The sequence below is a fragment of the Streptococcus toyakuensis genome, from assembly GCF_024346585.1.
GTDB lineage: Bacteria > Bacillota > Bacilli > Lactobacillales > Streptococcaceae > Streptococcus > Streptococcus toyakuensis.
The window spans coordinates 1,113,876-1,131,895 of the sequence record NZ_AP024523.1; the positions used below are offsets into that span (position 1 = coordinate 1,113,876).

At 40.3% G+C, this 18,020-nt stretch carries 27 protein-coding genes; all 27 read right to left on the reverse strand.

Annotated features, from left to right (window positions below; translation table 11 throughout):
- The 27 genes from adcAII to STYK_RS05765 all read right to left on the reverse strand — a co-directional run bounded on the left by adcAII (position 1) and on the right by STYK_RS05765 (position 18,007).
- A complete protein-coding gene (gene adcAII / locus STYK_RS05630; RefSeq protein WP_261804653.1) occupies positions 1-918 on the reverse strand; it encodes a zinc-binding lipoprotein AdcAII in 918 nt (305 codons plus the stop codon).
- 142 nt (positions 919-1,060) lie between these two features.
- Positions 1,061-2,452 (reverse strand): APC family permease, encoded by a 1,392-nt coding sequence (locus STYK_RS05635; RefSeq protein ID WP_261804654.1) that lies wholly within the window; start codon positions 2,450-2,452, stop codon positions 1,061-1,063.
- Between the two features lie 121 nt (positions 2,453-2,573).
- Positions 2,574-3,140, reverse strand: a complete 567-nt coding sequence (gene sdbB / locus STYK_RS05640; RefSeq protein ID WP_060628266.1) for a thiol-disulfide oxidoreductase-associated lipoprotein SdbB — start codon at positions 3,138-3,140, stop codon at positions 2,574-2,576.
- Positions 3,141-3,151: 11 nt separating this feature from the next.
- Positions 3,152-3,859, reverse strand: coding sequence for a thiol-disulfide oxidoreductase-associated membrane protein CcdA2 (gene ccdA2 / locus STYK_RS05645; protein ID WP_060628265.1), 708 nt, complete (start codon positions 3,857-3,859; stop codon positions 3,152-3,154).
- Positions 3,860-4,503: 644 nt separating this feature from the next.
- Positions 4,504-5,370 carry an N-acetylmuramoyl-L-alanine amidase family protein gene (locus STYK_RS10260; RefSeq protein ID WP_315972260.1) on the reverse strand — a complete coding sequence of 289 codons (867 nt, stop codon included), beginning with the start codon at positions 5,368-5,370 and terminating at the stop codon, positions 4,504-4,506.
- Positions 5,371-5,372: 2 nt separating this feature from the next.
- The gene (locus tag STYK_RS05660) at positions 5,373-5,702 is read right to left on the reverse strand and encodes a phage holin (RefSeq protein WP_261804655.1); all 330 of its coding nucleotides are present in this window, start codon (positions 5,700-5,702) and stop codon (positions 5,373-5,375) included.
- Between the two features lie 15 nt (positions 5,703-5,717).
- Positions 5,718-6,074: a hypothetical protein gene (locus STYK_RS05665; RefSeq protein WP_261804656.1), complete on the reverse strand. Its 357-nt coding sequence runs from the start codon at positions 6,072-6,074 to the stop codon at positions 5,718-5,720.
- An 8-nt stretch (positions 6,075-6,082) separates the two neighbouring features.
- Positions 6,083-6,865 (reverse strand): phage upper tail fiber protein, encoded by a 783-nt coding sequence (locus STYK_RS05670; RefSeq protein WP_261804657.1) that lies wholly within the window; start codon positions 6,863-6,865, stop codon positions 6,083-6,085.
- A 5-nt stretch (positions 6,866-6,870) separates the two neighbouring features.
- Positions 6,871-7,203: a hypothetical protein gene (locus STYK_RS05675; protein WP_261804658.1), complete on the reverse strand. Its 333-nt coding sequence runs from the start codon at positions 7,201-7,203 to the stop codon at positions 6,871-6,873.
- A gap of 5 nt (positions 7,204-7,208) precedes the next feature.
- Positions 7,209-7,694, reverse strand: a complete 486-nt coding sequence (locus STYK_RS05680; protein WP_173278034.1) for a hypothetical protein — start codon at positions 7,692-7,694, stop codon at positions 7,209-7,211.
- A 13-nt stretch (positions 7,695-7,707) separates the two neighbouring features.
- Entirely contained in the window at positions 7,708-8,145 is a 438-nt protein-coding gene (locus STYK_RS05685) for a coiled-coil domain-containing protein (protein ID WP_261804659.1), read from the reverse strand.
- Between the two features lie 10 nt (positions 8,146-8,155).
- On the reverse strand, positions 8,156-8,308 hold the full coding sequence (locus tag STYK_RS05690; RefSeq protein WP_173278030.1) for a hypothetical protein: 153 nt from the start codon (positions 8,306-8,308) through the stop codon (positions 8,156-8,158).
- Entirely contained in the window at positions 8,301-8,876 is a 576-nt protein-coding gene (locus STYK_RS05695; RefSeq protein WP_261804660.1) for a hypothetical protein, read from the reverse strand. Before STYK_RS05695 ends, STYK_RS05690 begins: the two co-directional genes overlap by 8 nt.
- Positions 8,877-8,888: 12 nt before the next feature.
- Positions 8,889-9,290, reverse strand: a complete 402-nt coding sequence (locus STYK_RS05700; protein ID WP_261804661.1) for a potassium-transporting ATPase subunit C — start codon at positions 9,288-9,290, stop codon at positions 8,889-8,891.
- Positions 9,291-9,298: 8 nt separating this feature from the next.
- Positions 9,299-9,787, reverse strand: a complete 489-nt coding sequence (locus STYK_RS05705) for a phage upper tail fiber protein (RefSeq protein WP_261804662.1) — start codon at positions 9,785-9,787, stop codon at positions 9,299-9,301.
- 4 nt (positions 9,788-9,791) lie between these two features.
- Positions 9,792-10,343, reverse strand: a complete 552-nt coding sequence (locus STYK_RS05710; protein WP_261804663.1) for a hypothetical protein — start codon at positions 10,341-10,343, stop codon at positions 9,792-9,794.
- The gene (locus tag STYK_RS05715; RefSeq protein ID WP_261804664.1) at positions 10,336-10,611 is read right to left on the reverse strand and encodes a hypothetical protein; all 276 of its coding nucleotides are present in this window, start codon (positions 10,609-10,611) and stop codon (positions 10,336-10,338) included. The genes STYK_RS05710 and STYK_RS05715 overlap by 8 nt, the downstream gene beginning before the upstream one ends.
- Positions 10,604-11,197 carry a YmfQ family protein gene (locus STYK_RS05720; protein WP_261804665.1) on the reverse strand — a complete coding sequence of 198 codons (594 nt, stop codon included), beginning with the start codon at positions 11,195-11,197 and terminating at the stop codon, positions 10,604-10,606. Before STYK_RS05720 ends, STYK_RS05715 begins: the two co-directional genes overlap by 8 nt.
- Positions 11,197-12,324, reverse strand: a complete 1,128-nt coding sequence (locus STYK_RS05725; RefSeq protein ID WP_261013859.1) for a baseplate J/gp47 family protein — start codon at positions 12,322-12,324, stop codon at positions 11,197-11,199. Before STYK_RS05725 ends, STYK_RS05720 begins: the two co-directional genes overlap by 1 nt.
- A complete protein-coding gene (locus tag STYK_RS05730) occupies positions 12,314-12,706 on the reverse strand; it encodes a DUF2634 domain-containing protein (RefSeq protein ID WP_023948079.1) in 393 nt (130 codons plus the stop codon). The genes STYK_RS05725 and STYK_RS05730 overlap by 11 nt, the downstream gene beginning before the upstream one ends.
- Positions 12,707-12,708: 2 nt before the next feature.
- Positions 12,709-13,011: a DUF2577 domain-containing protein gene (locus tag STYK_RS05735; protein ID WP_015973671.1), complete on the reverse strand. Its 303-nt coding sequence runs from the start codon at positions 13,009-13,011 to the stop codon at positions 12,709-12,711.
- Complete coding sequence (locus STYK_RS05740; RefSeq protein ID WP_261804666.1) at positions 13,011-13,976, reverse strand: XkdQ/YqbQ family protein; 966 nt, start codon at positions 13,974-13,976, stop codon at positions 13,011-13,013. The genes STYK_RS05735 and STYK_RS05740 overlap by 1 nt, the downstream gene beginning before the upstream one ends.
- The gene (locus STYK_RS05745) at positions 13,976-14,668 is read right to left on the reverse strand and encodes a phage baseplate protein (RefSeq protein WP_061759919.1); all 693 of its coding nucleotides are present in this window, start codon (positions 14,666-14,668) and stop codon (positions 13,976-13,978) included. The genes STYK_RS05740 and STYK_RS05745 overlap by 1 nt, the downstream gene beginning before the upstream one ends.
- A gap of 13 nt (positions 14,669-14,681) precedes the next feature.
- Positions 14,682-16,928 (reverse strand): tape measure protein, encoded by a 2,247-nt coding sequence (locus STYK_RS05750; protein ID WP_261804667.1) that lies wholly within the window; start codon positions 16,926-16,928, stop codon positions 14,682-14,684.
- A gap of 3 nt (positions 16,929-16,931) precedes the next feature.
- On the reverse strand, positions 16,932-17,105 hold the full coding sequence (locus STYK_RS05755; protein WP_261070891.1) for a hypothetical protein: 174 nt from the start codon (positions 17,103-17,105) through the stop codon (positions 16,932-16,934).
- Between the two features lie 17 nt (positions 17,106-17,122).
- A complete protein-coding gene (locus tag STYK_RS05760; protein ID WP_261804668.1) occupies positions 17,123-17,527 on the reverse strand; it encodes a phage tail assembly chaperone in 405 nt (134 codons plus the stop codon).
- 15 nt (positions 17,528-17,542) lie between these two features.
- Positions 17,543-18,007: a phage tail tube protein gene (locus tag STYK_RS05765; protein ID WP_173229699.1), complete on the reverse strand. Its 465-nt coding sequence runs from the start codon at positions 18,005-18,007 to the stop codon at positions 17,543-17,545.
- Positions 18,008-18,020 lie beyond the last annotated feature (13 nt).

Genomic DNA, 18,020 nt, shown 5'->3' on the forward strand with positions numbered 1-18,020 from the left:
TCATTTCAATTCTTCTGCTAAAACACTCATATTTTCTTCAAGATTTTCTAGATAAGTCTTGTCATTTTGTGGGTCTGCCTCTAAAGGATTCAGAGTTTTAAGACCCACACCTGTTGATTTGACAAGAGTTTCAGCTACTTTTGAAGAAGCGTTACTTTCTGTAAAAATCGTTTTAACTTTATAGGTTTTAACAAATTCCTGAATTTCTGTTAGTTGTCTTGGACTTGGTTCTTGTTCTGGAGAGATACCTGCAATACCAAGTTGATTGAGTCCAAATCGCTTCGCTAGATAAGAAAAGGCTGTATGTTGTGTTACAAAGGTTTTCTGAGTCGCCTTTTCAAATTTAGGTTGGAATTTCTTAGTTAGTTCCTGAGCTTTTTTGATAAAGGTTTCCGCATTTTTTTGATAAGTTTCTTTATGTTCACTATCCACCTCTGAAAGTTTATCAGCGATAATCTGGGCTTCTTCACCAGCTTTTTCAGGATCTAGCCAAGTGTGAGGGTCATAGAGCGTTTTTTCATCAACTCCATCCCCTGCTTCCACATCTTCTAGCCCTGGGACTCGGTCTAAGGTCATTCCTTCAGAAGCCTCTAAAACCTTCACTTTAGATTTTTTAAGATTGGGGTCCAGACTTCCCGCCCAAGATTCAAGAGTATGCGAATGGTAAACAAAGACATCTGCATCATAGATGGCTGCGATATCATTTGCCGAAGGTTCAAAGGAGTGAATTCCACTACTTGACTGAATCATCCGAACATCATTCAAGTCACCAGATACTTCCTTGACCATAGCATAGACAGGATAAAAACTGGTTACAATTTTCATCCCTTTCCCAGTCTGACTTTCCTTTTGGCCACAAGCCCCTAAACACAAAAGAAAGACACTTAACAATACTAAAAATAAACTTTGTTTCTTCATAAACAACTCCTTAACTATTTAATTAACTGGTAAACATTCTACTCTTAAAAATTTAATCTGTCAAGATATTTTTAGAAAAAATTTGAAATTTCTTTCACATATAAAAATCTGCTGAGTTTCAATAACTCAACAGATTCTCACTTTATTCTTCTATGGTAGAATGCTTATAGCCATAAGAAAAGTAAATGATACTTCCTATCAACAATGCAACTAGGAAAGCAATCCAGGTTTCCATATTATACTGCAACATAAAGGATAAACAAATGATGATTGATAAAATCGGTAATAAGGGTACTAATGGTGTTTTAAATTCTCCAGCTTTGGGCATTCCTTTTTCTTTCCGTAAGCGAATCAAGCCGTAAGCCAGCATAATCAAGTAGGCCAAGGTACAAATGTTTAAGAAGGCTGCGATACTGGCTAGTGGGAATATTCCTGCAGCTACTGCTGAAGCTAGACCGGTCAAGATAGTAGCATTCTTTGGTACCTTGCTAGTCTTTGTTAATTCTTTAAAGGCGGCAGGCATCAATCCGTCACGCGCTAAACTGTAAATCATACGCGATAGGGCATAAGTCATTGAGATACAAACCGTAATCAAGGTTAAGATAGCCACTAATGACACATAGTTGGCTGCCCAACTAATCCCAATGCTACGAAGAGCAAAGGCAACGGCATCGTCGACATTTAGATGGCTATAATGGACCACACCAGTTAAGACAAGCGTCACCAAGGCATAAAGAATGGTTACGATAGAGAGCGATAAGACAATCCCTCTAGGAATATTTTTTTGAGGAGTCTTGACCTCATCTACGGCCATAGAGATGGATTCAAATCCCAAAAAACCGAAGAACATCAAGGACGCACCAGCCATAATACCAGTACTAGCACCATAGATTTGTCCAAAACCATAAGGAGCAAAATTGCTCCAGTTCTCAAGTTTGATATGCCAAATTCCTACTAAAACAAAGAGAGCTAAAGCGGAAAATTTCAAAATAACTAGAATAGAATTAAAGCGTAAGGCTGCTTTAGCATTAAGTAAAACAAGCGAGGTCACCAATACCAAGACAAGAATAGGCAATAAATCAATAAATGTTCCTGCTTGAGGATTAAAGGTACCATTTAAAGCCTGAGGAAGGGCTATCCCGTATTGAGAGAGAAGCCCTTTAAAATACGCTGCCCAACCAGAAGCCACACCCGATATGGCTGTCATGAACTCCATCATGGTTAACCAACCAGCCAACCAGGCTGGGAATTCTCCTAAGATGGCATAGAGATAACTGTAGGCACCACCTGTAGCGGGTACTCGCGAAGCAAATTCTGCAAAAAAGAGGGCTGATAATCCCACACACAAGGCAGAAATGACGATTGAAATCACTAGGGCTGGACCCGCTAGAGTTGCTGCTGCAGTACCTGTGATTGTAAAAACACCAGTTCCTACCATGGCTCCGATACCTAACAAAATCAAATCCCATAATTTCAAATGCCTGTGCATCTCCGTTTTATCCAAACTGACATTCTTTGTTCTAAATATATTCATCTTTGACTCCAAAATAAAATGATGATTCTATTTTACCATAAATATAGGGTATTTGTGAATATTTATAAAATGTTTTTCTAAAAAATCTGACTACTCTCTTGTAATCAGATTTTTATCTATTCTAGTTCATTTCTTTAAAGGCTGCTTCTGCATCCGCATTACTGATAGCACCCAATTGTATCTTTCCAATCTTACCTTGACTATCAATTAGATATTCTGTAGGAATGCTTCTAATTTGATAAGCTTGGAAGGTGGTTGCTTTGGTGTCATAAAGAACTGGGATATCCTTATAACCTTGATCTTGGAACCATTGTGGGAATTGCTCAACAGTTTTTTCACCTTGAATTCCTGGTGCAATAACAGTAAGAATTTCAAAATCACGATCTGGTTTCGCCGCTAATTCCATCAACTCAGGCATACTTTTTTTACATGGACCACACCATGAAGCCCAAAACTTCAAATAAACCTTTTTACCCTTATAATCAGATAACTTTACTTCTTTGCCATCCATTGATTGCAAGGTAAAATCTGGCGCCTCTTTCCCAACAGCAATTTGTTGTACAGTCGTTTGTTGCTGTTGTTTTGGGGATTGTTCTGGTGCTTTAGTCTTTTTAGTCTCTTCCTCACCACAAGCTATCAATACAACTAATGACAAGAGGCTTAAGCCAGCAAACATTACTTTTTTCATCTTTTTCTCCTTTATTCAAAAATTCCAGCTAGAACATTTACTTGTCCTAATAGTAATAAAATTCCCATTAAAATAATAAGGAAACCACCAATTTTCTTCAGTAGCATCATATGACGTTTAATTTTACTAAAATATGGCATAACTACGCCTGAAGCTAGTGCCAAAACCAAGAAAGGAATTGCCATCCCCAGAGTGTAAATCAAGGTATAGATTGCACCTTGCCAAGCACCATTACCTCCAGAAGCGGCAAGCGCTAAAACAGAACTTAAAACTGGACCAATACAAGGCGTCCAACCAAAGCTAAAAGTAATACCGAGTAAAAAGGCTGACCAATAACGATTGGCTTCTGATTTCTTAAAAGTAAAGCTTTTTTGAACCTCTAATTTCTTAAAATGAAAAATTTCCATCTGGTGAAGGCCTAAAATGATGATAATCGTTCCCATGGTATAGCGAAACCAATTGGCATAGAGAATATTACCAAGGTAACCAGCACCAAATCCTAAGATAAAGAAAATGAGAGAGATACCTGCAATAAAGCAAAGCGTTCGAATCAAACCTGACCAAGCGACTTTCCTTCCAAACAGAGAGAAGCTTTTTGCACTTTCCTGATCATCCAATAAAATTCCAGCATAGACTGGTAGAAGAGGAAAAATACAAGGAGAAAAAAAGGATAAAACACCCGCTAGAAAAACAGAGATTGAAAATACTATCGTTTCCAATAAAGAACCAACTTTCTTAATAATTCATATCCTATTTTACTATAATCAATTTCATTTGTATGATTTCTGCTACGCAATTTGAATTAGCCAATATTTGAAATATTTGTTCCGGTACTAGTTCATTCAGATTCTGGCCCCTTTTTTGCCCTCTATACACAAAAAAGCCTACTGACCAAGCTAGAAAGCTTGATACAATAGGCTTTTTAAAGGCTGATTATTTAACAGCGTCTTTTTGTAAAGGATATACTTCATAGCTATATATTGGAAGAAAGTTTCGAAAAATAAGTATAAATACGTTTAAAAATAAATTTAGTTCTAGGGGAGAAGATATATAAGTTTTAAACTTATGCCCTAAAAATGCCCCAAATCTAATTTTTAAATTTTTGGGGCATATCAAATCCCCCCTATTCTTCATGTAAACGCTTTTTTGAAGAATAGGATTGTGATTTTGGTTTCTAATCGTTCAAAATGCGTGTTTTTGCAAAATAGAAATACAAACTCTAATTTTGTTAACGTCAACAAAATTGGCAACCAAGCGCTTTATAAAGCTATTTGTTGATGTCAACAAGTCAATTTCAGACAAACAAAAAAACCGCAAGCCTGAGCCTGCGGTGAAAGAACAATTTAGAAAGTTTCCTTTCTATTTATTTAACTGTAATCAAGCCATCTGGCTCTACTGTGAATTCTGGCTTGTCTGCCATTGTTCCGTCTGGTTTAATGTAATACCAGCCTGTTCCGTCTGCGGACTGGATAAAGGCATTTGATACCATGTTTCCGTTCTTACGGTCAAGATAGTACCAAGTCAACTTGTGCTTAATCCAACCAGTGACCATCTTGCCGTCTTCATCGAAGTAATACCAAGCGTTGTTGATACGAGCCCAGCCAGTTGCCATAGATCCTGAATCCGTGAACCAGTACCAAGCGTCCTTGTAGTTCAACCAGGTACTACGTTTCATGAATCCTTTTTCGTCGAAATAGTACCAAACATCATTGATTTTCTCCCACTTGTCAGTTGGATAAGAGCCGTCTTCACGAACCCACCACCAGCCGTACTGGTTTTGTTGCCAGCCGATTTCGACTTCTTCAGGCGGCACGATATACCCAACGATTTCATCGACAGAACGCTCATTGTAGCGACAAGGGCCACCTACTTCGAGGTAGTCCCAGTTTCCATCTATGTTCTGCTCAATCGTCTTGATGGTATATCCGTCTGAGTCCTCATAGACAAGCCCTGTATGGCCGTAATTGACACCGTCGCTAGCTACGTACGATTTTACGAAAAACCAACCTGCCTTTGGATAGTCAGCGTCATACACTACTTTTAGGCCTTGTGAACGTGCTGACTCAAGTAAGTCATAAGCGTTACCCCAAAGAGTCACACCATACCAATTACGCAACCCATAACAAGGCACATCGGCACACTGGAAGCCATAAGCTCCATCATTATCTACTCCATCGCCTGCGTTAGCCTTGTCGATGAAGAATTGAATCATTTCCTGTTTTTTAGACATATTTACTCCCTCCAAGCGTCATTCATCTGCTTCACTGCTGACTCTACAAAGGTATCCAAGTCTTTGTTCGTCATGCTGATGTTATATTTGGTCAGCTCTGCACTAATTTTAGCGCGAGCCTGTGCCAGCTTTTCATCTCCCTTGTAGCCAGTTTCAGTAGCTACCTGCTCCACGGCATGAACTGCGTTCTTGGCTAGGATTTCAGCGATAATAACCGCTTTTTCTCCACCTTTTCGCAAAAGATAGTCTTTCACTGCTTTCACGATACCGCCTACTGCTACTGCTAAAAATCCTGTCGCAAAAGCGATGATAAATTCGTTAAATTGTGTCATGTGTTGTTTCCTTTCTTATTCATAATAGAATGTGATATCAAGGCTAATATACCCCGTTGTGACTCCTACGCGTTTGAAGTTTTCAATTGTTTCGCTACTCAAATGAAAAGTGTATGAATTATCAGAGATACCCACCGATTTTGTCGTGATCAACGGGAATTCGCTAGCGCCTATTCTTACTTTTGTTATTTTCTTATCTCCAAGAGTTGTTTTTATAGTCTTTTTATATACAAAAAGACTATAATTTTTAAAAAAAGAGAGAGTCACATCTTTTATGGTAACACTTTTCAAACCCTCCCACACCAACCTATCACCAATATAACGCTTGACAATCTCTCTACTTCCTAACATGATTCTTACTCTATCTTTCATAGCTTCACCTACTTAAAAATATCGTAAATCGTGTTAGGGTCTTTGGTTGGAAGAGCATCGTACTGCTCTTGCGTACCTGCCCAATAGTTGAGTGCCTGCGAGCCGTTCTGATTGACAATGTTCTGACCAGGTGCCCCCGTTGCGCCTCGTTCGCCATCGTTGATATTATCCAAATGAGTGAAAGCAGAGGCTTTTAAACCTCTATAATTCACTTCAATACGGACTTCGAACCAACCACCAGAGCGCCGGGTAGCACTCCAGGTTCCAAATTTCCCAGCTGGATCAGGAGTCTGATTTCTCAACACCCCCCAGTTGTTATTTCCAAAGCCACGGTAGTAGTAATCAAGAGTATAACCACTCGTGACTGCTTCGCCATCGTAGAATACATCCGCAAACAGATTCAATTGGCTAGTAGAGCCATTCTTATAAGAACCCTCAATACGAACGCTGGCATTCAAACTATGCCCATTTTCCCCTTTTAAGCTTTCTCTCTGGCTGGAGGTCAGATTGTCAAATGATGGACGATTTTCCAAGGCGGAAATCCTAGCCTTGATGGGGATATCATTGTACAACTCCCATTTTTGGGCATAAGTAGACAAGTCTTGGTGGGAGGTCAAGTAGCCTTTCTCTTCCAGCTCCGCTTTTGTAACGAGGGTTTCTGGATTGACTCTCGGTCTACTCTCAAGGGAGCCCAGTCTTTCCTGGACTTCCCTATCCTTTAACTCTGAATCTTCTTTGATCGCCTTGATATCCTTACCAATTGCTTTTGCTAGATTTTCAAGGTTATTCATAGGCTTCACGCTTTCGCTTGATTGTAAGTCTCAACTAAATCAAGATTAGCAATCTGGTCTACACGTCCGCTAACCTCTGTCACTTTTCCCAAAAGTGCGCCATTTTCATCTTGTCCCATACTTGTGATTTTTTCTGCGATTTCTTTGAGCGTATCCAAATTCTCAGGGGTACCTTCACCCAAGATTTCAGCCTTAACCTCGGATTTAGCTTGAGTGACTGCCTGAGAGATAGCTTGCGTCATTGCTGAAGTTTCTACTTTAGTGCTGACGCTTTGCTTCACTTCCTTGATATCTGCTCCGACTGCTTGTGCGAATGCCGTTAATTTTGTTGTGTCCATTTTTTCTATACCTTTCCTAAGTTGTAAAAAAAGAGTAGGTCTGGAAATTCCGGACATACTCCACCATCTGTTACTGTTTTTTCTGCAAGCTGTTTTTTTACTTCTTTTTCGATGTCTAACTCCTTCAAAGTGTAGACATCTTCCGTAACCAATTCTTTATCTGAGTCTTCGATTTCAATATAAGTATCTCTGTCGCTTGGGAAGATATACCCTCCGACCGAGATTTCCACTCGATATTTTCCACTTGGTAGAATACTATCTAAATTAAAATTGACAGAATGGCTAGTGACGGGAGCGGTTGTCTTCCACCTACGTGGTCCCTTTGTTAGAGTAACAACCGCATCTTGACCCTCAAACAAGGTCATAACACGGTAATTCTCGTCTAACAATTCAAACCCAAAAGTAGAAGACAAATCCCCTTGTTTAATAAGGTCACCTCCATCAATTCGAGCCAAATTGGTTGTATTAACTTTGTGGTTGTTACAACCCATTCTGCGCCCCTTTCTAATCATCTATTAAGATGCCTTCTTTGATATCCAATTTTTCAAAATCGCTGAATAAACGGTCTATGTAGCCATTGCCTCCTAGAGTTTTATAGCTTTTGTGCATACTTTCTACTAGGGAAAATTCTTCTCGGGAGGTATATCCTCTGTTAATAGCCTGTCGCATATCACGGTCAAGGCGCAACTTCATGGTATTTAGATGCGCCTCATCGTGTATTTTCAACTTCTCTTGAACTTCATCAATTTTTGAATTGCTATCTTTAGCGGTACTCTGGACATCTTCAATCTGTTTCTTGACATTGGTTAGTTCCGAGACGATTCTCTCCGTCTCTTCTTTGGCTTTTTTCGGCAATTTGTAGCTAAGCCAAGCGATGATAATCGGTGAAGCCGATGGTAGCACATTCATAAAGAAATGTTCTGTTTGTTGTAAGACATCCATAAGCACCTCGCTAGTTTGCCAGATGGCTCAAACCACGACGCTTCAATTCCTTGCGCACACGGTCTTTCCAGCGTTTATGTACCCATGAAAAGTCAACTGTTCCACGTTCCAGTAGATTGATGTACATGTCAATTTTTGCTTGGTCTAGTGTAATCTTACTCATCGCTGCTACCTCCATCGTCTTCACTAGGGCTCTCTTGGTTTGTCGTTTCAGAAATGTCATCTTCTTTCTCGCTTTCTTTTGTATCTTCTACCGCTGGGGTTGGTTGTGTAGACGCTTCTGCTACCGGTTGTTCAGTAGTTGGTTGAACTGGTGCTGGTTCATCAGCTTGGTTTTCTGTGTCTGTAGCCTGAGAGTCGTTCTCTCCTGCCTCCTCTTTCTCCCCCTGGTCAGGCTCTCCTTGAGCTTCCAGCTCTTCCAATCGCGCTAAGATATCCTCAATATCCTGAGCATTCTGGAGATTGACCTTCTGCATGCCATCCATAAGCTGATTGGCTTTCTCCAGCGCTTCCGTCGTTTTAGCCCATTGTTCTTGGTTTTTGACAATGGCGCTAGTCGGGTCAAGTTCGGTGCGTAGAATCTCTTTGATTGCTTCAATGAGCGTTTCATCCGTATCACCAAGGCGGTCACCCTCTAACTCACGGGTGAAAAAAGTTAACGGCTTGTCACATTGAATAGAGACTTCCGTCTTGCCAACTCTAAAAAATTTATTTACTAATACAAATTCCATGTTAATTTTCTCCTATCTAATATAAATATCTATTGTTCCAGAATGATAGCGTTGTTTGAAATCCGAAGCTTCTTGGTTGCTGTCGAACTCGATATGTAATTGTTTATCTGCAATGTAATTGTTTTCACCTGAGTATCTTGTGTATACATAAACTCGATTCGCATAGAAGACCTCTGTGTCATAATTACTATAATTAATAAGTTTAAGTTTTCTGTTTTCACTATCGAAACTACTTGCTAAACTTATGAAATTTCCATCTACAGCAACCGTATTAGATGAATGTGGATAAATAAATGCGCTTTTTAAATTATTAAAACGTTTTAAAAACCGCCATTTTTGCCACACTAACTTACTTCCAACATACCGTTCTATAATCTCATGTCCTCCGACATAGATTCCTTCTCTTGTAGCCATAATACCACCTACTCATACACATCATAGATTGTATTGGGATCTTTAGTTCTGACTGCTTCATATTGGGCTTTTGAGCCATACCAATACTTCATTTGCTGGTTTCCGTTTTGGTTTACAAATTTATTCGCGATCACTTCGGACGGTGTACTTGGAATTCCAAGCGCCGACCTGTTTACTCGCAAGACACCCGAACTATCGACTGTGATCGTCGAGTTATCAGGTCGCACCACACCAGTCTGCCCACTAGTTGCAGTCTTAGCTTTCAACACACCATTTGACACCTCTGTCGTCTGATTATCCGGTCTGACGATACCGTTTGAGTTTGATGTAGCAACTGATATAGCCGATTGCGGTGTTGTAAATGTTCGTTTTAAAGTGGATACAGGTACTTTTTTCAATCCTGCCCCACTATGAACTAGCACCACATCTCCGTCTGATACGTTGGATAACGTTGGCAAATCAGTAGCTTTTCTAACTTGGTTACTCATAATTACCATTCATCTATTCCTCCCTTTCTACTATTTGGTATTTCCAATCAGCTACTACTAAATTGTTGTTTTCGTCACCTAGCAATACATTAGCATTATCTTCAGCCTTGATTGGTATATAGAACGCATTCTGTAATACCATTTCTTCTAGCAATGACAATCGTTGTTCTTGCTCATTAACTTCTCTTTTAGTCGCTTCATGGTCTGTATAACTGGCTTGTCTTACGTTGTCTACGTTACCCAGACCAACTTGGGATTTCGTCACTCCATGCGGATTGTTGCGATTAGTTGTGTGATTGTTAAAATCAACTTTACTTGCTTGTTCGACGTTTGCGACATTCCCTAGTCCTACTTGTTGTTTTGTAACATTGTGTGGGTTGTTGCGGTTGTTGATGTGACCAGTAAGGTCAACCTTCTCAGCCTTGCTTCTAGTGAACTCGTCAATTTTTTCAGGCAGACCGTCTATATCTGCAACCTTGTGCCTGTGGCTTGAATCGGCTTTGTTTTCCCATCGTTGCGCATCCTCAGCGCCGATAATATCTCTTGACCTCCAGATTTTAGCCATCTGTTAGCACCTCCAGTCTATATTTGAATCGTGTCGTTGTTTCAATCGGAACGTATACATCAATGACAGACTGAGGGACATTTGAAGCGTCTAACAACTCAATCTTGTTGATTTCTCTGATTGAGTCTGGTACCAAGAAATCAATCAGGACAAAATGTTGCTCTCGTTGCTTCTGTATCGTCACAATCTGATTGTCATTCAATCTTGCTTTGTTAATTTTAGCTAGTACGGTTTCTGTAACTGTGTTTAGTAACGCTTCTTTAATCATTGAATAAAACCTCCTCTTGTGGCCCTTCATACTCAAAAGGTGTCACGCCTACAACTGCATAACCTGCTCTGGCAAAGTCTACTGACGTCTTGAATAACCGTTCTTTCAGCTTGAATTGTTCTGTTACTGTCGGGATATGTGTATACCCCATATTTGCTGGTTTGATTGCATTTACGAAAATAACCGACTCCCTGAAAAGTCCACTCGTTTCTGCTCCAGACTCAATCAGTAAGACCTGATTAGCGAAATCTACTGAAGCCTTGTACTTTCCTTTTCCGAAAAGGTCGTCTAATTTGCGAATTAAAAACCACCATGAAAATGGTGGCCTCATATTGATCCGCAACAAAACACGCTCTCTTCTCCAGTCCAACGTATCGTCGGCATGAGCAACAATACCGTAGACTTCTTCAAATTTCGTTAAGGTAGGGACATCGCAGAGCATAATAAACTGATTCTTGATGAACTGCTCTAACGATATAGTTCCGTCTTTAAACAGAGCATTTTCAACCCGAACCAGTTCTTTCATATCTTTGACGCCCTCGTAGTAATCTGGAACGTATTCAGATAAGTTTACTTCTTTTACCATTAAACCGTCCTCACTGTTCCTTTATACGGCAATTGTTGTAATTGTCCTGTAAAAACAAGTGCTAAATCAGCTTCACGGTTGTTTAATTTCATCTTATCAACGTTTGCGATACCTGTAATGGTCAGTAACTTGGCCATTAACTGCGAGCGATAGATTTTCATGCTGTAGGTGTTGACATCTGAGTATTGCGCCCAGTTCTTTCTTAAGTCTAAGAAATACTGGTCTAGAGCCTTGTCTACCAGTTCTTTTACTTGATTTAGCTGATATCCTGTCATCAACTCAAGTTTAAACTCAATATCAATCGGGAAGCGTGTCGCGGTCGTAACCGTCACACGATGATTGATAGGAGCAAGTCCAACGCCTTTTCCAGTATATTCTAGTGGATCCAGAACATTTTGCACCTTCTTGATTGTCTCGGTAGATGCCAAGTTTAAGTCGTTGTCTAAAACAACTACTTTAACCGTCCCTGAGCCATTCCAAACTGGATAAACCTGAACTGCGCCAACACCGTCAATTTCACGGACACGCTGAACGTACTCGATGAAGTTACCGCCAAACGGCTTCTCATTGACGTAAATCAAGAAACGCTTCCTCAATTCATCGTCAGTTTCTTCATCTTGGCCAGATGTAACGATTTCCCCTAAGACAGCAGTAGCTAGGTTTCTGTAGTTCTCCAAGGGCAAGATATTGCCATAGTAGCGATTTCCGACAACGCCAGTCGTCTCACACTCTACTTCATACTTGCCTACTACATCTGTTGCACGAACTACCTTGTAGATGAGTGCAGCATCGTCAATTGTCGCAAAACGAGAACCTAGAGCGATTTGTACGCCTTCTTTTCTCTCATTTTTAAACTCCGCAAAGCGTACCGCTTTTTTTGACGGATAACGATGTAGACCGAACTCTTCAACCTTGTAGTCTAGGTATTGGCCAATAGCAGTCTGTGGAAATGTATCTAGCAGTAGGTTTTTCAACTGCAAATAAAAACCAGCTAACTCGTAACAAGCAGGCGCCAATGCGTCATAGATGATAGAACCTTCCCGTGTATCAATATTTTCATTGACACGAGAAAGAGCGTCATTCATCAGATAATCAAACGTATATTTTTCTAAGAAATCACCTATCATTAATCAGCGTCACCTCCTTTTCGACTTTAAATAAACCGGATATAGTATGGACTTCAAAGACACAAAGCAAGCTGTCCTTGGTTTGCTGCTCGATGAAGAAATTTTGGACACTTTTAATTCTTGTATCAACTAACAAGGCTTGAGAAATTGTTCTCTCAAGGTCAGCTTTTACAAAATCATAAGGCTTTCCTATCAAACGCTCCAATTCTACTCCGTAGTTCGAAGAGTAAATAACCCACTCAAACCGTTCTGTAAGCAAAATCTTTTCAACTGCTTGCCTCATGGCTTCTAATCCGTCAATATATCCGTGTATTCTGCCATTTTTCACTTGATAAGTGTAGGATGGCAAAACAACTTCTTCAATGTTTCGTATATCTACCATCTTCACTCCATCCTTTGTAAAACGTAGTACAATTGCCCGTTCTGGGCTTTAATCATTAAGACTTTGTCTCCTGCTTCAAGATCACGAAAAACAATCCATCTCTTGTTGTCCCCTTCAGTATCTCCAGTGCGTAGTTCTTTAACCATCGGACTTAGAACTAAAAAAGACTCAGGGATTTCAAGTTTATTATTAACCTTGATTGTTAAAGGAGAAACAGATGTGACAGAGCCAAAAACAATGTCTGTTCTATCTGTCCCATCATCTACTCCTTGCGCCAAAAGTCGTGCTAATAACTCTCCTGCCATTATTCCAGCGTCCTCAATTCTAAATCCATTGTATGCACCTTGTCCCACTTATGGGTACATTTAGAGATAATACCAAGGCTGTTCTTCTTAATCCCTTCAGACTCTAAATCAGCAAAATCCAGTACAACACTGTTGCCTGCACTAATGCCAAGATGTCCTAAGCAAGGAACTTTAAAAGTCTTTTTAGGATGATTTTTAGCTTTCAATAAGAGTTCAGCCTTCTGTTGAATCTGACTCTCATTCATCTTTTCATCCACTTTTTCGTGGTACTGCAACTTGCCCCAAAGAGCGACATTTTTAGAGTCTTTCACGACGTACACTTCACGCTTCTTACTCTCCTTGTTGTCTTTAGTCAGTTTCACATAGTTGAAACTATCATCGATAGAGCCTTCATAGTCAAAATCTGTAGCCACGCTATCATCGCCAATCACTAAGTCAGTAATCAGCGAATTTAAGGCTATATGCTCGACTGTACCAAAGTTATCTCTAATGATGTACCACATACCACCATGAATCAACGTTAAGTCCAAAGCGTTCTGGATCATCGCAAAATAAGTTTTCTTATCTTCGATTTTCTCCGGGCACGTCCAGTTACCTTCATCAACAACTTTGTACTCAAGTTCTGATATTTCGCAAATCTTACTAAAGATTTCATGACTCTTAGAGGCTTCAAACACGATTGTGTCTGTGTTTTTCAGATACCTCATTCTGTCATAAGCAGTAACCGACCATTTCTTGGCTGATTTCCGCTTTTTCTTGAAAACTTTGCCGTAAAAAATACCCTTATCATCCACCTTGAAGCGAATGACATCCCCAAAGTTACAAGCAACCTGTGAGTCTATAATCATATCAAACTCAAGTTTTCCCGGCTGAAAATCAATACTGGTTTCCCATTTGACACCTCCGACCAACTCAGTGATATCAAAGACTTTACCGTCATTCACATCTTGAATCAGAAATTCCATCATAGGACTTGCACCGAATCAGCAGTAACCCAACCACGCCAACCGCCATCAAGCATAGTAACGTGATAAGGATGCGACCCTTTCATATTGATATAATTGACAAGTCTAGTTGCGTTTGACTCGGTTTGACCAGGCCCTTCTCCGTAGCTATCTCTATGCAACTGCCCATTGACGAGCACCTTTGCACCGATAGTCACTTCTTTCTTAGTCGAAGGGGCTTGCTCTTTCTGAGGCTGACTAGCTTTCTTCTCTTCTGATACCTTCTTTTCGATTTTTACAAACCGAGCCTTGGCCATCTTGTACTCTTTGAAAGTGATATCATAGTAAACATCCTCATGAATACCAGCTTTTCTTTGTTGCTCAAAACTCTCAACTGTCGCAAGCATATTGATACCCACGCCAGAGATAATTAAGCGACAAGGTTCTTTCCCGTCCATGATTTTCTTTAAGAGTCGGACATAGGTTTCAGGCGTTCCTGATTTATTCAGGACATAAGAGCGGAAAGTGTCTCTAGGGAAGAATGAAGTGAAAGTAACCTCAGAGAGTTTAGGAAAACTCATCTGGGTTATTTCTCCTAGCGCAATACTCGTTGTGGACTCGTTATTTGCGCTATTCTTCGTTTTCAGTTCCTCTGGATTGACAGGAAGTTGTGTGACTTGACCTTTGTACTCTACGAAAATACCAATCGCCATTTCTTTCTACCTCCTACGCAATTCCTAGGTCGCTATCGACCAAACCGACAATCTTATCTTCAATCTTACCAACTAAATCATCGATATCCTGCTCAGTAGCACTATTTTTAGACTCGTAATTTACGCTAACTTGAGGTGTTAGAACTTGGTAATCAATGATATACTTACGTTCTGCGACATCACGCATCATCTTGATATCTTCGTCTTTCAGCTTGACTTCATCTTCAATCTTACCGACGTTACCAATGTTCTTGCCTTTGCCTAGCTTGTCGCCAAGACCACCAGCACCACCAGAAGGAGCACCTGCTCCTGCTGGTGTTTGGTTCATTTGGTCAAACTTAGAAGCAAGTTCGTCTTGACCTTTCATCTTATCAGCGAAGTCTTGCATGGCATCACCAACACCTTGACCAAAAGCCTTGGTACCACTAAAAGCATTGCCAGCAGTTGAGAAAGGATTTGTCATCCCATCCCACAAACCGCCTGGAGTCATCATGTTAGCACGCATGCCATCAAAAGATTCATAATCATCAGGAGCCTCTCCCGGATTAAACATCTCTCCCATCGCACGAATACCATTGGCAAAACTACCGTCATTAGACATATAGCCCATTTCGCCAACTTTTCCTAGATTCACTCCTGGTATTTTATTTAAAGCGTCAATAATCCAGTTAATAGCCTTAATAGCCATGTTTGCACCAGCTATAAAAGCATTACCGATAGATTGTGCTACATTTACTACCCCATCAACAAACGAAGCAAAATAATCTAATACAGTTCGAACAAGATTATAAAATAACTTTCTGATGGAATATATCGGGTGCTTAAAAACATTTCTCAAAAACTCTGCAATTGCTACACCAATGTTGTAAATACCTATGAAGATGTTTACAATCGGTGCAATCATATACATAACAAGATTAATAACGAACATAATAATGTCATAAACTACCGTTCCGACAAAGACAAAGGCTGCAACAATAGCAGCTGCAACGTCTAAGAATGAAATCCCCATAGCGTTTAGAGCTGTACCGATTAATAGCGCGATTCCAATTACACCTATCAGTATCAGCATCAGCCAAGCCCAAGGTGCTCCTGCCATCAAACCCGCTACAAACATTGCAACACCTGCTATAAGAGCAACTGCCGCAAGAAGTGTTAATGCAGTCATGACTATATTGATGTTCTCAGTAACCCAGTTCCAGCCTGCAACGAAGAGATTAAAGAGCCACAGAGCTATCTGGCCAATCGCAAACATAGCGGTCTCTAAACCTGCCATGAAGTTTTGTCCAGCGGTACTATTAATAAACTCTTGCCATGCTTGAATCAAAGGCTGAAATGCGTATGAGGCAACGTTACCAACCTGAGTCATCATGTCGGCAAAGGTCATCGGCATTTTCGCAAATTCAGCGTTTGTTTCAACTGCTGAACCAAGCAAAGCGTTCTTAAGAGTATCTCCGGTTAATTGGCCATCTTTAGCCATTGCCCGTAGTTGCCCGACGCTGACACCAAGGTGTCTAGCTAGTTTTTGGGCAACAAGCGGAGCGTTCTCCATCATAGAGTTAAACTCATCACCACGAAGAACCCCTGAAGCAAGTGCCTGTGTGATTTGAAGCGTCCCTGCTTTTTGTTGCTCTAAACTAGCACCACCGATTTTATAAAGTTTATTCAACTGTTCAGCGAATGCAATAGCTTCATCATTGCTCTTAAAAGCTTCTCCAGCTTGTGAACGTAGTTTAGCCACTGAGTCTGCCATGATACCGAAGCCAGTCCTTGAGCGTTGTGCTGCTGCCATGATACTATCTTGAAGTTCTTGGCCTGTCTTAGATCCATCTTCTATCGTCTTAAGCCTTGCCATGGTCTGAATATAATCATCGCCTGACTTAATCAGACCACTCATTAAATTGGCCATTTGCCTCAAAGCTTGAATAGCAACCATGAAATTCAAAGCGCGAGAAATAGAAGTCATTCGACCAAGCATGGATGTAGCAACGCCTAAGCCACCAACAAGAGGCCCAGTTGGAGGAAGTTTAGGAGCGATAGGTGGTGCCATTTTAGGCGCTACAGGGCTAGTAGCTTTAGGTGCAGTTAAATTCTTAGGCATATCTGCTTTAACTTTAATCGTTGCAGTCTGTGTCATTTTCTTAACACGTCTGTCCAAATCTCCGAACTTAGCAATAGTCCTGTTAATCGTACTGTTAATTCGATTTAAAGGGCTTGAGAAATTATCTCTAAGCGCTAGTGTTTGCATTAATGTAGTCATCTTCTACCGTCTCCTCCTTCCTCTACTTTTTCTTTCCATTTCTTTCTGTTCCTTTTGCTCTGCTTCTACTCGGATATCGATAAAGGCAAAAATCAAGGCTTTTTCACGCTTGGATAAGCTATCCAAAAAGGACGGAGTCCAGTTGAATTGATGCAAACAGTAGTAAGCATAACTCAACTCTGCGTCCCCGTCCTCTAGTCGTTTTTTGCTTCTTCAACAAGATCATTGATGTCTTCATCAAAGCCGTTAAGTGACTGAATTTCTTGCATAAGTCGATTATATTCCCCGATCTTCAACATAGTTTTCAAAGTTGCTGCTTCATCTCCAACTGTGTGATAAGACTCTTGCAGTTGAGCATCTTTTAAGTCTGGGGTAACAACGCAGGCTACCATCAATGAGTCAATGTATCTCTCATTGTTAAACTCAGGAATAGTCACGCCTTGACGATTTTTCTTCTTGATTGTTGCACGTTTCTTCAACGTATCGTTTAAGCTTTCGTCAATACTACGAATGACAAAAGGAGATTTGAAACGTTCTAGTGTCACTTCTTTAGTTGCATCTCGTTGAACGTTTTCTAGTAAAAAGTCTGAAATTGCCATTTATCTGTCCTCTTTCTAACCTAATTTAGGCGCATTAAATTTTTCTAAGATATCCACATCTTCAAAAGTAAAGTTGACTTCTTCTTCCAAGAAATCTTCCTCAACTTTTAGTTGACCCATCACAACTTCATCAAGGTTACATTCACGCAAGATAGTTGTTTGACGACCGATTGAACTTGTCGCATCGTCATTGGTCACTTGGATATCAAAGAATGTATCCCGACCATTCTTCATGTAGTCCAACATCATTTCCTTGAATGTTGAAGTTACACCGTAGATAGTCATCTTACCTTCTCCCTTGAAACCAGTCGCTTTTACTTGCGTACCACGTTTGTTAAGGGTGCGGACTTCTTCTTTGTTTTTCTTAACTGTCGCTTCAAGTTCCTTGATATAGAACATGAACTCGTTTCTTCCGTCGATGTGAATAAAAGCGGTACCTTCCTGACCGCTGATTACGTCACGACCTTTTAAAAAAGCCATACTATCTCCTTTC

Bases quoted from the DNA above. Each gene is read 5' to 3' on its own strand.
- sdbB (WP_060628266.1), bottom strand. From the start codon at position 3,140: ATGAAAAAAGTAATGTTTGCTGGCTTAAGCCTCTTGTCATTAGTTGTA.
- STYK_RS05735 (WP_015973671.1), bottom strand. From the start codon at position 13,011: ATGGCAGGAGAGTTATTAGCACGACTTTTGGCGCAAGGAGTAGATGAT.
- STYK_RS05705 (WP_261804662.1), bottom strand. From the start codon at position 9,787: ATGGTAATTATGAGTAACCAAGTTAGAAAAGCTACTGATTTGCCAACG.
- STYK_RS05765 (WP_173229699.1), bottom strand. From the start codon at position 18,007: ATGGCTTTTTTAAAAGGTCGTGACGTAATCAGCGGTCAGGAAGGTACC.
- STYK_RS05695 (WP_261804660.1), bottom strand. From the start codon at position 8,876: ATGGAATTTGTATTAGTAAATAAATTTTTTAGAGTTGGCAAGACGGAA.
- STYK_RS05680 (WP_173278034.1), bottom strand. From the start codon at position 7,694: ATGGGTTGTAACAACCACAAAGTTAATACAACCAATTTGGCTCGAATT.
- STYK_RS05660 (WP_261804655.1), bottom strand. From the start codon at position 5,702: ATGACACAATTTAACGAATTTATCATCGCTTTTGCGACAGGATTTTTA.
- STYK_RS05715 (WP_261804664.1), bottom strand. From the start codon at position 10,611: ATGATTAAAGAAGCGTTACTAAACACAGTTACAGAAACCGTACTAGCT.
- STYK_RS05670 (WP_261804657.1), bottom strand. From the start codon at position 6,865: ATGAATAACCTTGAAAATCTAGCAAAAGCAATTGGTAAGGATATCAAG.
- STYK_RS05710 (WP_261804663.1), bottom strand. From the start codon at position 10,343: ATGGCTAAAATCTGGAGGTCAAGAGATATTATCGGCGCTGAGGATGCG.
- STYK_RS05740 (WP_261804666.1), bottom strand. From the start codon at position 13,976: ATGGAATTTCTGATTCAAGATGTGAATGACGGTAAAGTCTTTGATATC.
- adcAII (WP_261804653.1), bottom strand. From the start codon at position 918: ATGAAGAAACAAAGTTTATTTTTAGTATTGTTAAGTGTCTTTCTTTTG.
- STYK_RS05675 (WP_261804658.1), bottom strand. From the start codon at position 7,203: ATGGACACAACAAAATTAACGGCATTCGCACAAGCAGTCGGAGCAGAT.
- STYK_RS05750 (WP_261804667.1), bottom strand. From the start codon at position 16,928: ATGACTACATTAATGCAAACACTAGCGCTTAGAGATAATTTCTCAAGC.
- STYK_RS05745 (WP_061759919.1), bottom strand. From the start codon at position 14,668: ATGGCGATTGGTATTTTCGTAGAGTACAAAGGTCAAGTCACACAACTT.
- STYK_RS10260 (WP_315972260.1), bottom strand. From the start codon at position 5,370: ATGTCTAAAAAACAGGAAATGATTCAATTCTTCATCGACAAGGCTAAC.
- STYK_RS05700 (WP_261804661.1), bottom strand. From the start codon at position 9,290: ATGGCTACAAGAGAAGGAATCTATGTCGGAGGACATGAGATTATAGAA.
- STYK_RS05760 (WP_261804668.1), bottom strand. From the start codon at position 17,527: ATGGCAATTTCAGACTTTTTACTAGAAAACGTTCAACGAGATGCAACT.
- STYK_RS05635 (WP_261804654.1), bottom strand. From the start codon at position 2,452: ATGAATATATTTAGAACAAAGAATGTCAGTTTGGATAAAACGGAGATG.
- STYK_RS05720 (WP_261804665.1), bottom strand. From the start codon at position 11,197: ATGGTAAAAGAAGTAAACTTATCTGAATACGTTCCAGATTACTACGAG.
- STYK_RS05665 (WP_261804656.1), bottom strand. From the start codon at position 6,074: ATGAAAGATAGAGTAAGAATCATGTTAGGAAGTAGAGAGATTGTCAAG.
- STYK_RS05730 (WP_023948079.1), bottom strand. From the start codon at position 12,706: ATGGTAGATATACGAAACATTGAAGAAGTTGTTTTGCCATCCTACACT.
- STYK_RS05685 (WP_261804659.1), bottom strand. From the start codon at position 8,145: ATGGATGTCTTACAACAAACAGAACATTTCTTTATGAATGTGCTACCA.
- STYK_RS05725 (WP_261013859.1), bottom strand. From the start codon at position 12,324: ATGATAGGTGATTTCTTAGAAAAATATACGTTTGATTATCTGATGAAT.
- STYK_RS05690 (WP_173278030.1), bottom strand. From the start codon at position 8,308: ATGAGTAAGATTACACTAGACCAAGCAAAAATTGACATGTACATCAAT.